The 15,474-nt window shown below is 70.4% G+C and carries 8 protein-coding genes; 4 read left to right on the top strand and 4 right to left on the bottom strand.

Features of this window, described 5'->3' with window-relative positions:
• The first annotated feature begins 27 nt into the window (after positions 1–27).
• Together HG543_RS11005 and HG543_RS11000 are read left to right on the top strand one after the other, a co-directional pair.
• Positions 28–693, top strand: coding sequence for an SRPBCC family protein (locus HG543_RS11005; RefSeq protein WP_169344673.1), 666 nt, complete (start codon positions 28–30; stop codon positions 691–693).
• Between the two features lie 225 nt (positions 694–918).
• Positions 919–3,063 (top strand): catalase, encoded by a 2,145-nt coding sequence (locus HG543_RS11000; protein WP_169344672.1) that lies wholly within the window; start codon positions 919–921, stop codon positions 3,061–3,063.
• Between the two features lie 158 nt (positions 3,064–3,221).
• On the opposite strand, the gene HG543_RS10995 is transcribed toward HG543_RS11000, so the two are convergent.
• Positions 3,222–4,217, bottom strand: a complete 996-nt coding sequence (locus HG543_RS10995) for a hypothetical protein (protein WP_169344671.1) — start codon at positions 4,215–4,217, stop codon at positions 3,222–3,224.
• 88 nt (positions 4,218–4,305) lie between these two features.
• Complete coding sequence (locus tag HG543_RS10990) at positions 4,306–4,890, bottom strand: TetR/AcrR family transcriptional regulator (RefSeq protein WP_169344670.1); 585 nt, start codon at positions 4,888–4,890, stop codon at positions 4,306–4,308.
• A gap of 179 nt (positions 4,891–5,069) precedes the next feature.
• Between HG543_RS10990 and HG543_RS10985 the strand changes: the two genes are divergently transcribed.
• Positions 5,070–6,080 (top strand): SDR family oxidoreductase, encoded by a 1,011-nt coding sequence (locus HG543_RS10985; protein WP_169344669.1) that lies wholly within the window; start codon positions 5,070–5,072, stop codon positions 6,078–6,080.
• A 29-nt stretch (positions 6,081–6,109) separates the two neighbouring features.
• Positions 6,110–7,123 (top strand): SDR family oxidoreductase, encoded by a 1,014-nt coding sequence (locus HG543_RS10980; protein WP_169344668.1) that lies wholly within the window; start codon positions 6,110–6,112, stop codon positions 7,121–7,123.
• A 165-nt stretch (positions 7,124–7,288) separates the two neighbouring features.
• Here the strand turns inward: HG543_RS10980 and pbpC are convergent, their stop codons facing one another.
• Positions 7,289–9,601, bottom strand: a complete 2,313-nt coding sequence (gene pbpC, locus HG543_RS10975) for a penicillin-binding protein 1C (protein WP_211193853.1) — start codon at positions 9,599–9,601, stop codon at positions 7,289–7,291.
• The gene (locus HG543_RS10970; protein ID WP_169344667.1) at positions 9,598–15,444 is read right to left on the bottom strand and encodes an MG2 domain-containing protein; all 5,847 of its coding nucleotides are present in this window, start codon (positions 15,442–15,444) and stop codon (positions 9,598–9,600) included. Before HG543_RS10970 ends, pbpC begins: the two co-directional genes overlap by 4 nt.
• Between the last annotated feature and the right edge of the window lie 30 nt (positions 15,445–15,474).

Here is a 15,474-nt window from a genome sequence, read left to right as displayed (position 1 = left end):
GGCCTTCGTCCAGAGGACTCACACCCCATGCTCAAGAAGATTCTCGGCGGCCTCACGCTCGCTCTCGTGGTGCTGGCGGCCTTCATCGCCACCCGTCCGGCTGACTTCACGCTGCAGCGCACCGCCACGCTGTCGGTGACGCCGGACGTCGCCTTCACGCTGGTGAATGACTTCCGCCACTGGGGCGAGTGGTCGCCGTGGGGCAAGCTGGACCCGAATCAGCAGACCACGTACTCCGGCGCGGAGTCGGGCGTGGGCGCGGTGTACACCTGGTCCGGCAACGACGACGTGGGCGAGGGCCGGATGACCATCGAGGAGAGCAAGGTCAACGAGCTCGTCCGCATCAAGCTGGAGTTCATCCGGCCCTTCGCGGCCACGAACACCACCACCTTCACGTTCAAGCCCACCCAGGGCGGCACCGAGGTGACGTGGGCCATGAGCGGCACCAACAACTTCCTGAGCAAGGCGTTCGACGTCTTCATGGACATGGACGCCATGGTGGGGAAGGACTTCGAGAAGGGCCTGGCCAGCATGACGACGGCGGCGGAGGCCGAGTCGAAGAAGCGCGCCGAGGCCGAGGCCGTGCGCGTGGCCGAGGAGCGGGCCGCGGCGGAGAAGGCCGCCGCCGAGGCCGCCGCTGCCGCCGCCCCCGCCGTCGAGGGCTCGGCGGGCGTCGCCCAGCCCACGCCGTGATGCACGCCTGACGCCTTCACCCGCTCCCGTGCGCACGCTCACGCCGCGGGAGCGCGCCGGTCCCAGCGCGCGCTCGTGGACACTTCCCCGGAGAGCCTCCGCGCGGAAGTGCCCACTCGATGACGGCACACGGGTTCCGAGCGGCACCGGAGGGCAGGACACGCATACAGACCTGGAGTGCCGCGTAACCGGCACGCCCACCTCCCCCGCTGGTGACAGGTCCCCATGCGACTGCGCAAAACCTCCGCGAAGAATCCGCCCACGTCCCTCAAGAGCCAGGCCCTGGAGCCCTACCGGATGCACCCGGAAGGCCAGACGCTCACCACCGACCAGGGCATCCCCATCTCCGAGACGGACAACTCGCTGAAGGCGGGCGTCCGTGGACCCACGCTCCTGGAGGACTTCCACTTCCGGGAGAAGATGATGCGCTTCGACCACGAGCGCATCCCGGAGCGGGTGGTGCACGCGCGGGGCTCCGGCGCGCACGGCTATTTCCAGGTCTACAAGTCGCTGGAGAAGTACACCCAGGCGCGCTTCCTCACGGACCCGTCGCTGCGCACGCCGGTGTTCGTGCGCTTCTCCACCGTGGGAGGCTCGCGCGGCTCGGCGGACACCGTGCGGGACGTGCGGGGCTTCGCCACCAAGTTCTACACGCCCGAGGGGAACTTCGACCTGGTGGGCAACAACATCCCCGTCTTCTTCATCCAGGACGGCATCAAGTTCCCGGACTTCGTGCACTCGGTGAAGCCCGAGCCGCACAACGAGATTCCACAGGCGTCCTCCGCGCACGACTCGCTGTGGGACTTCGTGTCGCTCGTCCCGGAGACGGCGCACATGGTGATGTGGCTGATGTCGGACCGGGCCATTCCGCGCAGCTACCGGATGATGGAGGGCTTCGGCGTCCACACCTTTCGGCTGGTCAACGCGGAGGGCAAGGCGCATCTGGTGAAGTTCCACTGGAAGCCGCTGCTCGGCACGCACTCGCTCGTCTGGGACGAGGCACAGAAGCTGTCCGGCATCGACCCGGACTTCCACCGCCGGGACTTGTGGGATGCCATCGAGGCGGGGAACTTCCCCGAGTACGAGCTGGGCCTTCAGCTCATCCCCGAGGAGGACGTGCTGAAGTACGGCTTCGACCTGCTGGACGCGACGAAGGTGCTGCCGGAGGAACTGGTGCCGGTGCAGCGGGTGGGCAAGCTGACGCTGGACCGCAACCCGGACAACTTCTTCGCGGAGACGGAGCAGGTGGCCTTCTGCGTGGCCAACGTGGTGCCCGGCATCGACTTCACGAATGACCCGCTGCTGCAGGCGCGGCTCTTCTCGTACCTGGACACACAGCTGACGCGGCTGGGCGGTCCCAACTTCGCGGAGCTGCCCATCAACAAGCCGGTGGCGCCGGTGCACAACCACCAGCAGGACGGCTTCGGGCGGCAGACGATTCCCACCAGCCGGGCGAACTACCACCCCAACTCGCTGGGCGGCGGCTGTCCGTTCCTGGCGAACCCGCGGCAGGGCTTCACACACCGGCAGGAGCGCGTGGACGGGCACAAGATTCGCCAGCGGAGCGAGAGCTTCAACGACCACTTCAGCCAGGCCACGCTCTTCTACAAGAGCCTGACGAAGCCGGAGCAGGAGCACCTGGTGGCGGCGCTGGAGTTCGAGATTGGCAAGGTGGAGCGGGCGGAGATTCGCGAGCGCGTGGTGCACCAGGTTCTGGTGAACATCGACTTCGACGTGGCCACCCGGGTGGCGCGGGCGGTGGGCGTCCCGCCGCCGAAGCCGCTGAAGGCGCCGAAGGTGAGCAAGCGGTCGAGGAACATGGTGGACACGTCACCGGCGCTGAGCATCGAGCACGGCCCGCGCGACTCCATCAAGACGCGCAAGGTGGCGGCGCTGGTGGCGGACGGCTTCGCGGGCAAGGAACTGGCGCACGTGCGCAAGCGGCTGGAGGCACTGGGGGCCACGGTGGAGGTGGTGGGGCCCACGCTGAGCCCCGTCAAGAGCGGGGATGGCCAGGAGGAGGTGCCGCTCAAGACGTTCCTGACGGCATCGTCGGTGATGTACGACGCCATCTACGTCCCGGGCGGGGCGAAGAGCGTGGAGGCGCTGAAGCGGGTGCCGCTGGCGGTGGACTTCGTGCGGGAGGCCTTCATCCACTGCAAGCCGCTGGCGCTCTCCGGTGAGGCCTCGGCGCTGCTGGACACGGCGGGCGTCAGCCAGCTCGCGCCGCCTCCTCCGGCGAAGGGGGTGGACGGGGCGATGGGCGTCGTCCGGAGCGCGAAGACGGAGACGAAGGGCTTCAGCCAGCTCTTCGCCGACGCCATCGCCGCGCACCGGCACTGGGCCCGCGAGGCGCCTCCGCCGGCGTAGGCGGGCTCACGCGCGGATGACGGTGACCGAGCGGCCCGAAAGCGTCCGGGCCTGCTCCCGGTGTCGATGCCCCATCCGGCTTGAGCCTGGAGGTGTTGAACCAGCGAGGCATGGGCGGAAGGTAACACCGACCCTCGCCTACGCCTTGGGACAACGTCTCAGCCCGGCATCCGCCCCACGAACACACCCAGCAGGAAGGCCACCACGGCGAGGGCGACCGTCAGCAGTACCGGGACGCCCTTGCGCCGCGTCTTGCCAGCCACGGGCGCCACCCGCACCGCGCCCGCGCCTTCCTCCGGGACGATGATGCGCACCTTGATGACGGCCTGGGTGAGCACCTCCTCCACGTCGCGCAGGAAGCGCTCGTACTCCTCCGCCTGCATCTCCAGCGGCTCACCATGGTGGGACTCGTAGCGCTTCGCCACCGCCTCGAAGTTGCGCAGCTGCGCCTCGCGCTTCGACACGTCCACCCAGCCGCACATCAGCGACGGTCCGGAGCCCTTCCGGGGCACCAGCGAAATCGCCTGCCGCGCCAGCTTCCCGCCCGCCGTGCTGGGCCCCTCCGGCTCGTCGATGCGCAGCACCCGGTGCGGCCCCCGGCCATACATCTTCGACGACATCGCGCCCCGCAACTGCTCCGCGAGCAGCGCCGAGTGGTTCGCGAACATCGTCCGCAGCGCGGGGGGCTCGTCCTCCAGCGCCGCCTTCCCCTTCGCGGGCTCCAGCGGGCTCAGCCGCACCACGCCCACCTGCGCTGGAGGCGGGCTCGCGCGCTTCTCGCCGGCACCCTTCGCCAGCCAGCCCGAGGACTTCGGCGCCGGCCCTCCCCGGACCGCCGCGGGCGCCTCGCTCCGGATGTCCGTGGCGAACTCCCCCGGGTCCGTCTCCTCGCCGCGAGCGTCTCGGGCCGGTGGTGCAACGCCACCCCGCGCCCTGGCGCCCCGGACCGGCCGGTCCTCCACGGGCCCCATGCGCGTCACGTCCGGCCCCGCGTCCAGCGGCGTCATCCGCGTCACGAGGGGGTCCGGCTCCAGCGTCTCCTCGGCCCGGGTGACGAGCGGGATGTCACGCGTCGCGTCCGGGTCCTCCTCCGGCGCGATGCGCGTCTCCTCGTTCCGGCTCGGGCCGCCGCCCCGTCTCTGTCCGTTCGCCATGGCCGCTCCTCGTCCCACCGAGGATAGCCCGACCCGCGTCCCGCCGTGACTTCCCGTCTGACTGTCCGGAACCCGGCACTCCCGCGAGCTACACGGAGAGCCACGCGACGATGAGCGAGCCCAGGCTCGTCGAGGCCCGCTCCTCGCTCACACGCCCACGCAGCATCTCCCGCGCGAGCGCCTCCGCCGCGCCACAGATGGCGATGCACCGCAGGCGCAGCTCCTCCTTCTTCAAGTCGCAGAACGGCGCGAAGGCCTCGCAATAGATGGCCACATAGCTGTCGACGAGCTCCTGCTGGAAGACCTCCATCTCCTCGTCGCCCTTCAAGGCCGCGGAGATGGCGTGCCACTCGGGCCCCATCGACGTGTAGCAGTGCATGTACGCGCGGCTCACCACGCGAGCCACGTCCTCCAGCTTGCGGGGCGTGCGCTTCAATGCCTCCAGGAGCGCGGCCACCTGCACCGAGTCCAGGTCCGCGTAGAGGGCAATCAACAGGCCGGAGCGCGTCTTGAAGTGCTCGTAGGCAATGGGCTTGCTGACGCCAGCCCGCTCGGCCAGGTAGCCGAGCGTCAGCGCGTCCGTGCCCTCCTCCCGCACGAGCTTCAGGGCGACGTCGAGCAACTGCTCGCGTCTCTGGGCCTTCGTCAGCTTCTTGCCGGATGTCTCGCTCATGGGATGCGACGGGTCGCGTCAGGGAATTGTAACGCACCGCCGCCTCTCGCTCCTCCCGGAGAAAGAATTCGTGGCGAACCTACCATTGGTAACTTACGAAGAGTAGCGAATCGGGACCGCATCGGGCACGGCCACTTCCGGCCGCGCGATGGGCCCGTCTGTCAGGGGAGGCATCCGCCATGTCCACGCACACGCAGAAACCCGTCCTCATCATCGGGGGCTCCGGCCTCGTGGGGGCCCAGGCCGCGAAGGCGCTCCGGCGGCTCCACCCGGGCCTGCCCATCACGATTGGCGGGCGCAACCTCGCCCGGGCGGACGCCGTCGCCCGGGAAGTCGGCGGCGCGGACACGGCGCGCATCGACCTGGAGCGGCCCGACCTGGGCCTGCCCGCCAGCGCGGCCTACAGCGCGGTCGTCATCTTCGTGAAGGACGACACCCTCAACTCCCTGCGGTACGCCCAGGCGAAGGGAATTCCGTACCTCGGCATCTCGACGAACCTGTTCGAGGTGGGCCCCGAGGTGGCGCTCTACATCCACAACCCCACGAGCGCGCCCATCCTCATGGCCAGCCACTGGCTGGTGGGAATGGCCACCCTGGCGACCCTCCACTTCGCCCGGGAGTTCCAGTCCATCGACGCCATCGAAATCGCCGCTGTCCTCGACGAGGAGGACATGGGCGGGCCGGCGGCGTACGCCGACTTCGAGCGGATGACGAAGTCCGCCGCGGGCACCCTCCTCCTGAAGGACGGCAAGTGGCTCTGGGCCCATGGAGACGAGGCGAAGCGCACGCTCCGAGGCGTGGATGGAGGCGAGCTGAGCGTCCAGGCCTACTCCCCGCTCGATGTCATGAGCCTCGCGGCGGCGACCGACGCCCGGAGCATCCGGTTCGACCTCGCGGTGGGCCAGTCGGCCTCTCGCAAGCGCGGCGAGCCCTTCTCGACGGAGCTCATCATCGAAATCACCGGCCGGAGGCAGGACGGGACGACGGGACGCGTGCGCCATGAGTTGGTCCACCCGGCGGGCCAGGCGCCCGCGACCGCCATGGGCGTGGCCGTGGCCACCGAGCGGCTGTTGGGCCTCGCGGGCGGGCCTCCCGTGGCACCGGGGCTCTACCTCCCGGACGTGCTCATCGACCCCGCCTACCTGCTCCGGAGACTGGAAGAGACGGGCCTCCAGCTCCGGCGCGCGTGAACCACCCCCATTTTCCAGGAGGACCTCCCATGTCAGTGCACACGAAGCCATCCGTTCTCATCATTGGAGGCACGGGCGTCGTCGGCAGCCGCGCGGCCCGCGCCCTTCGCCGTCTCCAGCCGGACCTGCCCATCACCCTGGGCGCCAGGGACCAGGAGCGCGCCAACGCGCTCGCGAGGGAGCTCGGCCGGGCGGACGCGGCGAGAATCGACCTGGAGCGGCGGGACCTCGGCCTGCCTCCGGACGCGGCGTTCAGCGCGGTGCTCACCCTGCTGAAGGACACCTCGCTCAACTCTCAGAAGTACGCGCAGGCGAAGGGCATCCCCTACATCGCCTTCTCGGACTTCGTCTTCGATATCGCGCCCACGGTGGGGCTCTACATCCGCGAGCCCACGAGCGCGCCCATCCTCATGCTCGGCCACTTCCTGGGGGGCACGGTGACGCTGGCCGCCCTCCACTTCGCCCGGGAGTTCCGGAGCGTCCACACCCTCCACATCAGCGCCCTCTTCGACGAGGAGGACGTGGGCGGACCGGCGGCGCAAGGTGACATGGAGCGCGTCGCCAGGGCCGTGCCGAACCCGCTGGTGCTCAAGGACGGGAAGTTCCTCTGGGCCCGCGGCGAGGACGCGAAGCGGACCTTCAAGGGGGCGGACGGGACGGAGTGGCAGGGACAGGCCTACCCGCTCCTCGACGTGGTGAGCCTCGCCGCGGCGACGGCGGCGAAGAACATCCGGCTCGACTTCGCGCTGAGGCCCGCCGCGAGCCGCCGTCCGGGCCAGGGTCCGGCGCACGAGGTCGTCATCGAGCTCGAGGGCGAGCGGAAGGACGGGACGGTGGGACACGTCCGCTACGACCTGACCGACGGGGACGTGCACTCCGGCATGAGCGCCCGGGGCGCGGCGCTCGCGGTGGAGCGGATTCTCGGCCTCGCGGGAGGCCCGCCCGCGGTGCCCGGACTCTACCACCCCGAGTCGCTGCTCGACCCGGCCTACGTGGTGGAGCGCCTGAAGGAGTTCGGCACCCGCGTCGAGCGGCGAGGCTGAACCCCGACGCCTGCTCCTCCTCCATGCGGGACCGCCTGAAGCAATCCTGTCCCGCGCCGAAGAGCGGGGTTGCTCCCGAGGCTCTCGCCTCTGCATTCGTGGCGGCACGCCTGAAGGAGCCGAGCACCTGCTTCCGAAGCAGCTGACACGCTCTCCGGCGGCGGCTCAGTCCACCAGCCGCACGCGCAGGGTTCGCACGTCCGAGCGGCCCCGGTCATCCACGGCGCGCACGATGTACGTCCCGGGTCGGGCCGCCCAGTGCAGCGGCTCACCCCGGGGCGCGGTGCCCACGAGCTGCTCGTCCACGAACCAGAACACGCGGCGCACGTCCGCGTCCGTCACCACGACCAGCGGCACCGTCTGGGGGCCCGTGGCGGACGCGCGCACGTTGTAGTCCACGCCCTCCTCCGGCGTCGTGATTCGCGGAGGCGTGCCCTCACTCGCGCCGTGCTCCAGGCCGCAGCTCGCGTCCTCTCGCGGCGGCACGCGCCGGGGCAGGCCCGCCTTCTGGAACAGGCGCAGCAGGTCCGACGGCCAGAACTCGAACACCTCCGCGCGGGTGGTGGGCCCCGGCGCGCAGGACCGCAGGCCCGTGCGCGTGTCCACGAGGATTTCCCGGTGCACGTCGCACGCGCGGATGGGCGACGTCCCCGGGATGAACCACGTGCTCGTCTTCCGGTGGCAGTGCGGCCCGGGAATGCCCCCGGTCAGCGCGCACACGTGGACGCGGCTGAGGCCGGGCGGCGGCGTCCGTCGCACCGCGCTCACGTCCCCGTCGCGCGAGCGCACCGAGTCCACCAGCTCGAACATCAGCGGCGCGGCGGCCGTCTGCCCGACGAAGGCCGGGTTGGACTGCCCGTCGAAGTTGCCCACCCACACGGCCACCACGTACGGCCCCACCACGCCCACGCTCCACGCGTCACGGAAGCCCGTGGAGGTGCCCGTCTTCCACGCCACCGGCACCGAGTCCCGCGTCCACTCCGCCCGGAAGGGCTGCGAGGGCCGGGGCCCCTTCTCCAGCCCGTCCAGCACCATGAAGCTGGCCTCCGCGCTCAACAGCCGCACACCCTCGTCGCGGGGCGCGTCCGTCACCACGCGCAGCGGCCGGAGCAGCCCGCCGTTGGCGAGCATCGCGTACAGCTCCACCAGTTCCACCATGGACACCCCCGCCGAGCCCAGCGACAGGGACAGGCCGTAGTGCTCCTCGCTCTTCAACCCGGTGATGCCCGCCTGCTTGAGGAAGCCGTACAGGCCGGGCGCGGCCAGCTGCTTCGCCAGCGCCACCGCCGGGATGTTGCGGCTGCGCACCAGCGCGTCCTCGGCGGCCAGGGGTCCCACGAACTCGCCGTCGAAGTTCCCCGGGTCATAGCCGCGAAAGCCCGTGGACGCGTCCTTCACCATGGTGCGCGGGTGGAGCAGCCCCTGGTCGAAGGCGAGCCCGTAGATGAACGGTTTGAGCGCCGACCCCGGCGAGCGCTTCGCCTGCGTACCGTCCACCTGCCCGTCGATGGCCTCGTCGAAGAAGTCCACCGAGCCCACCGCCGCGCGCACCTCCAGCGAGCGCCAGTCCACCAGCATGGCCGCCGCGTTGCGGATGCCCACCGCGCGCCGCCGCTCCACGTACTGCCGCAGGTGCCGCTCCAGCAGCTTCTGCAGGGGCAGGTCGAGCGTGCTCCTCAAACGGGAGCCCGCCGGACTCGCACGAAGCGCGCGGCCCACGAAGTGCGGCGCGAGGAAGGGCAGCTCCTCCGGAGCGCGCACCGGCAGCGGCTGCTCCAGCACGGCGCGGCGCTCGGCGTCCTCCGGATGGAGCACCACCCACCGGTCGAACAGGCGCAGCCGCGCCGCCGTCAGCGCTCCCGCGTCGCGGCCCGGGTCCCTGCGCGCGGGGCTCTGCGGGACGACGGCCAGGGTGAGCGCCTCGGCCAGCGTGAGCTGCTCCACGTCCCGGCCGAAGTAGACGAGGCTCGCCGCGCCCACGCCCTCCACGTTGCGGCCGTACGGCGCCAGGTTGAGGTACGCCTCCAGGATTTCGTCCTTGGAGTACGTGCACTCCAGTTGGAGCGCCCGCAGCATCTGCACGACCTTGCCGGCCGGCGTGCGGGACTCGATGCCATAGCGGATGCGCGCCAGCTGCATGGTGAGCGTGGAGCCGCCCATGCGACGCCCGCCCGTCAGGTACGTGCTCCACACGGCGCGGCCGAGCGCCACGGGGTTGACGCCGAAGTGCTGGCGGAAGTGCTGGTCCTCGTGGAGCAGCGTGGCCTCCACGAGCGCCTGGGGGATGCGCTCCAGCGGCACCCAGAGCCGGTACTTCTCGTCCGGCGACAGGGTGAGCCGCAGGAGCCGGCCCTCGCGGTCGAACACCGCCTGCGAGAACCCCAGCCCCTCGCGCACCGGTGGCCGGGGCACCGCGGCGTACAGCACCGCGAGCCCCAACACCGCCATCAGCCATCGGCGCAACCCCCTGCGGCTCACGGCTTCAGCACCGTCACCTTCGAGCCCACCGAGCGCGCCCGCACGCCGCGGTCGTACATGCCTTCCGCGAAGGCCGGCGGCATCACGAACTGGCCCGTGTTGGTGGCCTTGATGCGGTAGATGTACTCGGTGACGCTGGAGCCCACCCGGCCGTAGAGCACCACCCGGTCCTCGCGGATGTCCACGTACTCGGGCGAGAACGAGGAGCGGTCCGCGCCCACGGGAGACACCCAGCCGCCCGCGACGGGCTCGGGCTCCTGGTAGTAGCGCTCGGCGCCCTCACCCTCGTCGGAGGGGTCCTCCTCGGAGGCCGGCTCGGACTCCTCGGAGGACCGGGCGGGCTTCTCCATCACCACCTCGAAGCCGCCCGGCAGCAGGTCGGTGATGGCGACGTGCGAGGTGGTGCCCTCGAGCGCGCGCAGCTTGAGGTGGACCTCCACCTCGCCGCCCAGCGGCACCTCGGTGACGACCTTGCCGTCCAGCGCCCGCAGCTCGCGCTGCACCTCCAGCTTCTGGACGATGGGCTGCGTGGGCAGCTCCAGGTCGTAGCCCGCCTGCGTCACCTGGAAGAAGAGCGGCGCGTCGGTGGACCCCTCCACGCGGACGGCGCTGGCTTCCTGGGAGAAGGCCACCCGGGGGAAGAGGCCCTCGGGCAGGGTGAGCGGACGGAACGTGTCAGCCACCTTCTCCAGCACGGCGGCCGCGCCGCGCGACGGCGTGCCCTGCGCGCCCAGCGCCTGCGCGTACGCGTCCAGGCCGAGGATGGCGTAGGCGGAGGAGAGCGTGTTGAAGCGCTCCTCGGTGATGGGCCGGGCCATGGCCACCAGCATGTCGCCGGACACGGACTTGAGCCGCTCCGGGAAGTGGCGCGACAACAGGAAGAGCACCTGCGAGTCGTAGACCAGCCCGTCATACAGCGACGCGTAGTCCACCTGCTGGGCCGTGCCCAGGCGCACGTCCTTCAGCGCGGCGTCCGCCTCCTTGTCCTGCTTGAGCAGCTTGTACGACGCCGCGAGGTACGCGGCCGTCAGGTCCTTGCGCCACTGCTCCTCCGCGTGCGTGTCCAGCCACTGGCGCAACCCCGTCACCGCCTTGCTGGGCACCTTGCCGTTGCGGGTGAGCACGTACTGCGCATAGGCGATGTGGCGCGCCTGGGTGAGGTTGGAGGGCGTGTTGAACGCCAGCACGCCCAGCCAGGTGAGGCCCCGGTTCAGCAGGTCTTGCGGAACCGCGAAGCCGCGCTCCTTCGCCTCGGTGAGGAAGTGCAGCGCGTAGATGCTCGGCAGCGTGGGCGCGTACGAGTTGGCCGCCCACAGGCCGAAGGCGCCCTCGTCGTTCTGCCGGGTGCGCAGCGTCTGGAGCGCGGTGGCGAAGGACTCGTCGGCCACCTGCGGCCCCTGCCCCAAGAGTTCCTTGCGACCCTTCAGCACCACCGCCGGGAGCGCGCGGCTGACGAGCTGCTCCGTGCACCCGTAGGGGTACTTCTCCAGGTACGTGGACAGGCCGCGCGCCAGGCCCAGCGGCAGCGGCGACGCGCTCACCTCCAGCGTCCGGTAGGCCCCATGCAGCTTCCGGGGCACGGCCAGCTCCGCCTTGCCGTCCTTGAGGTGGCCACCCGCCACCGAGGTGAGGAAGGGCACCGGGGGACGCACGCTCAGGTCCACCGACTGCTTCACACGCTCCTTGCCCAAGGACGCCGTGAAGGCCAGCGTCCCCGAGCCGAGCACCGTCTTCGCCCGCACGCGGTAGGTGGTGCTCGCCTCGCGGCCCTCGTCGATTTTCAGCGGCCGCTTCACGTCGTCCAGCACCTCCAGGTGCTCGGACGTCTTCAGCTCCAGCAGCACCTCCACGCCCTTGCCGGAGCCCTCCAGGCCGTTGGCCACCGCCACGCCCACGTTGAACTCGTCCCCGGGCGCGACGAAGGTGGGCACGCTCGGAGTAATGACGAAGGGAGCGCGGATGACGGCCCGCCGGCTCGCGGCGCCCACCGACTCGGTGCCCACCGCCACCGCCATCACCCGCAGCTCGCCATTGAAGTAATCCGGTACCTGGTAGACGAGGTCCCGCTCCTTCTCGTCGATGTCGAGGATGCCGGACCAGTACGCCACCGGCTTGTCGCGCTTGCGCTTGAAGGGGTTGAGGTTCTTCCCGATGGCGGACATGCCCTCGTCGTCGCCGCCCATGGCGGACACCGCCTTGGAGACGGAGAACTCCGGCAGCAGCAGGTCCAGAATCTGCCCGGTGCCCACCTCCAGCGCGCGCTTCTGGAAGAAGTGCGCCAGCGGCTCTGGCGTGCGGTAGCCGGCCACCTGGAGGATGCCCTCGTCCACCGCGAACACCACCACCTTGCCCGCGCGGTTGCCGCTGTAGCGGATGCGGTACGGCTCGCCGGGGCGGGCCTTCTCCGCGCTGGTGAGCGTCACCTTCAGCGCGCGGCTGTCCTTGCTCACGGAGAACGGCACCACGCCGTAGCTCAGCGGGCTCATGAAGATTTCCTGCGAGTCCATGGCGCGGACGAAGGTCACGTTGACGTAGCCGTTGCCCTCCAGGCCCGGCGGCAGGCGGAGGGTCTGCACGGAGCTGGTGGCGTCCGTCTTGAACCACTTCCACGCGTAGACGCGATCCCTCTCGATGGTGATGAGCCCCGCGCCCGTGTACGGCGCCTTGATGCTCAGCTCGATGTCCTCGCCCGGCGCGTAGTCCCCGCGCGCCAGCTTCACCTCCAGCTCCGCGTTCTTCTCCAGCGCGCGCGTGAGGTTGGCGTGGCCCGCCACGGAGTACTCCACGCGGCTCAGCTCGGTGCCCTCCGCGTCCTTCACCAGCACCACGAAGTCACCGGGCTGGTCGGTGGCCAGCGCGTACTTGAAGCCGCCCTCGCCCAGCGGCAGGTCGCGGGTGCGCACCGTCATGTCACGGCGCACGGACTGGTAGCGGTACGTACCGTTGTACTGCTGCGTGAGCACGGACACCCAGCGCCGCTCCACCAACTCCGCCTTGAGGCCCTGCACCGCCACCTTCTTCAGCTTCGGGTCCACGGCGATGAAGTCCACCGAGCGCGCGGAGCCCTGGCTCAGGTAGTTCAGGCCCCCGTCCGGCTTGAAGCCCACGAGGTACGGCAGCGGCGACACCAGCAGGGACGCCTCGGAGGACACGCCGCGGCCACCCTCGGCCTCGTAGCCCTCGGCGAGGAAGGACACGCGCCAGGTCGCCTTCTCGAACTTCTCCAGCCCCAGCTCCACCTCCACCTCGCCGTTCTCGTTGGTGGTGGTGTCCTCCAGCCGCTCGGTGAAGCTGCGCGGGGCGCGCAGCGGGTCATGGAAGATGTAGCCGGAGTGCTTGGAGAAGCGCGGGTACGCCGGGCTGAGGGACACCTCGGCCGTCACGCGCCGGTCCGCGGCGGGGATGCCGAAGAGGTTCTTCAGCGTCACCTGCCCCTTGAGGCCCGCGGGGGGCACCCAGCCCTCGGCGGGCTCCACGTTGAAGCGGGTGGTGATGCGCATCCGGTCCGGCAGGAACTCCTCCACGCGCACGCTGGTGGAGCCCAGCAGGCTGGAGCGGTGGCCGTCCTTCACCACGTAGAGGTTCACCTGGTAGTTGCCCGTGGGGGACGTCTCCTCCGTCGTGTACTGGAGCGACTCCAGCCCCACGGCGGAGAGGGACAGCTTCTTCTTGTGCACCTCCAGGCCGCGCGGGTCGATGACGGCCACCTCCAGTGGCACGCCCGTGGGCGGGCGGCTCCAGTCGGACGCCTTCACCACCATGCCCACGTGGAAGGTGTCCCCGGGGCGGTAGAGGCCGCGGTCGGAGAAGAGGAAGGCGGAGAGCCGGTCCGGCGTGGAGCCGCTCTCCACGCCGCCCACGTCGAAGCGGCTGAAGTTGAGCCGTCGGTCGTACCGGTCGACGGGGAGGAAGGCGAAGTCGTCGCCCTTGCGCGCCAGGTACACGACGGGCTCGCGCTCGCGGACGAAGTCCGTCAGCTTCGGGAAGGCGACGTGGCCGTCCGCGCCCGTGGTGGCGCTCACCACCGGCACACCATTCTTGCCCAGCACGCTCACCGTCACCCCTTCGGCGGCCTGGCCGGCGCCGAGGCTCTGCACGAACACGTCATGCGAGCCGTCGGCGTTGTCCTTCACCACCAGGCCCAGGTCCGTCACCAGCAGCATCCGGGTGTCCTCCTGCCCGGTCGGCGACTGGCGTTCGGGGTTCCAGCTCTGGACCTTGAAGAGGAACAGGCCGCGCCGGGTGGACGGAGCGTTCTGCGGCGTGAGGTAGGGCGTCAGGTCGAAGGCGGCGTACTGCGCCTTGCCACGGCCGGCGCCCTCCAGCGCGCGCACCTCGGAGAAGTGCTCGGAGATGTTGTCCGCGTTGAAGCCGTACGAGTTGAACTCGGGGTGGGTGAAGCGGCCCCCGGTCTGCGTCACCAGGTGGTTGATATGGTCCGGCAACACGCGGCTGAGGTTGAAGCGCAGCGCCTTCACGTCGCGCGACAGCACGGTGACCTTCTTCTCGCCCGTCAGGCTGAGCAGCGCGCCCTCGTGCAGGATGCTCACCTCCTCCGGAAACCGGGGCACCTGGATGACGGTGCTGAACTCCTCGGCCAGCACGTAGCCTCCGGCGGAGTTCGTGCCCTTGCGGACGCGCACGTACAGGTGGCGGCCCACGTCCGCCTGGATGCGGAAGCTGTGCAGCGTGGCGTGCTCGCGGTCCGTCGGCACGGCGTCCAGCTTCACCTTCGACGAGACGGCCAGCAGGTCCTCGCCGATGTGCTGCGCGCCCTGGCTCGACCAGGAGTAGTCGGCCTGCGCGGGCTCGCCGTTCGCCGCGGCCTTGTCCTTGGGCAGCAACCAGACCTGGAGGTTCTTGCGCAGCTCCGCCTCGGTGACGCCGGTGGAGAAGTTGAGCACCAGCACCTGCTCCGGCTCGTAGCGGTCATTGCGCACGAGCGACACGTTGACGTCGCCCGTGTGGAAGTACGTGTACATGCCGGGGATGTCGACCTGGCGGGACAGCTTCTCCTGGGTGGCATTCCCGCCTCGCGCCGCGCGGACTCCGGGCGCCACCACCAGCGTCATGCGCTGCGTCTGGTCCGGGATGGAGATGAGGTCGGACTGGATGTAGGCCTGCCCCTTCAGCTTGTCGTAGGTGACGTTGAACGGGGTGCCCGCCGTGCTGGTGCCGAGGAGGCCCCGCTTCTCCTCGCCCATGAAGAGCGAGAGGTTGCGCACGAGGGTGGCGGGGTCCACCGGGTGGCTGAAGTTCAGCGTCGCCACCACGCGCTTCTCCTTCGGATTGCGCGGGTCCTCGTAGAACTGCATGTCGGTGATGGCGGTGGAGAACGGGGCGGAGCGGAAGGTCGTCTCGTAGCCCTTCAGCAGGATGTGGTCCGGGAACAGCGAGCGGTCCAGGACGACCTTGTATTCCTGCCCCACGGCCCAGTCCTCGGTGGGGTTGAAGGTGAGGGTCCGGTCATCGGTCCAGCGCCAGTCGCCAGCGATGGCGGGCGTCAGGGTGATGCCGGCGGTGACGGGCTTGCCAATCGCCTCCAGCTTCGCGACGGAGCCATCGAACCGGACGAACACCGGGCCCGGCCGCGGCACCTCCTCGATGGGCGTCAGCGAGGGATTGACGCAATCGACCAGGTACGTCACCGGCTTGGGACGGCTCTCGTACCAGCGGTAGCCGGCATCGGCGGCGACGACGAGCAGGACGAGGGCGCCGACGTAGAGCGCCAGTTGCTTGGGATGCTGGCGGACCCAGTCGATGCCACGGCGGGCCGCGCGGGAGATGGCGCGTCCCAGCGAGGCGGCCCAGGGGGGCGGGTTCCAGCGGAGCTCGCCGAACACGCGGGTGAGGAGCCGCGGTCGGGGCGGGGT

The sequence above is a fragment of the Pyxidicoccus fallax genome, assembly GCF_012933655.1.
GTDB lineage: Bacteria > Myxococcota > Myxococcia > Myxococcales > Myxococcaceae > Myxococcus > Myxococcus fallax.
The sequence above is the reverse complement of the archived record's forward strand: the minus strand, read 5'-3'. Positions and strand labels throughout refer to the sequence as shown.

Coding starts and splice junctions, on each gene's coding strand:
- HG543_RS10990 (WP_169344670.1), bottom strand. CDS start 4,890: ATGAGCGAGACATCCGGCAAGAAGCTGACGAAGGCCCAGAGACGCGAG.
- HG543_RS10980 (WP_169344668.1), top strand. CDS start 6,110: ATGTCAGTGCACACGAAGCCATCCGTTCTCATCATTGGAGGCACGGGC.
- HG543_RS11005 (WP_169344673.1), top strand. CDS start 28: ATGCTCAAGAAGATTCTCGGCGGCCTCACGCTCGCTCTCGTGGTGCTG.
- HG543_RS10985 (WP_169344669.1), top strand. CDS start 5,070: ATGTCCACGCACACGCAGAAACCCGTCCTCATCATCGGGGGCTCCGGC.
- HG543_RS11000 (WP_169344672.1), top strand. CDS start 919: ATGCGACTGCGCAAAACCTCCGCGAAGAATCCGCCCACGTCCCTCAAG.
- HG543_RS10995 (WP_169344671.1), bottom strand. CDS start 4,217: ATGGCGAACGGACAGAGACGGGGCGGCGGCCCGAGCCGGAACGAGGAG.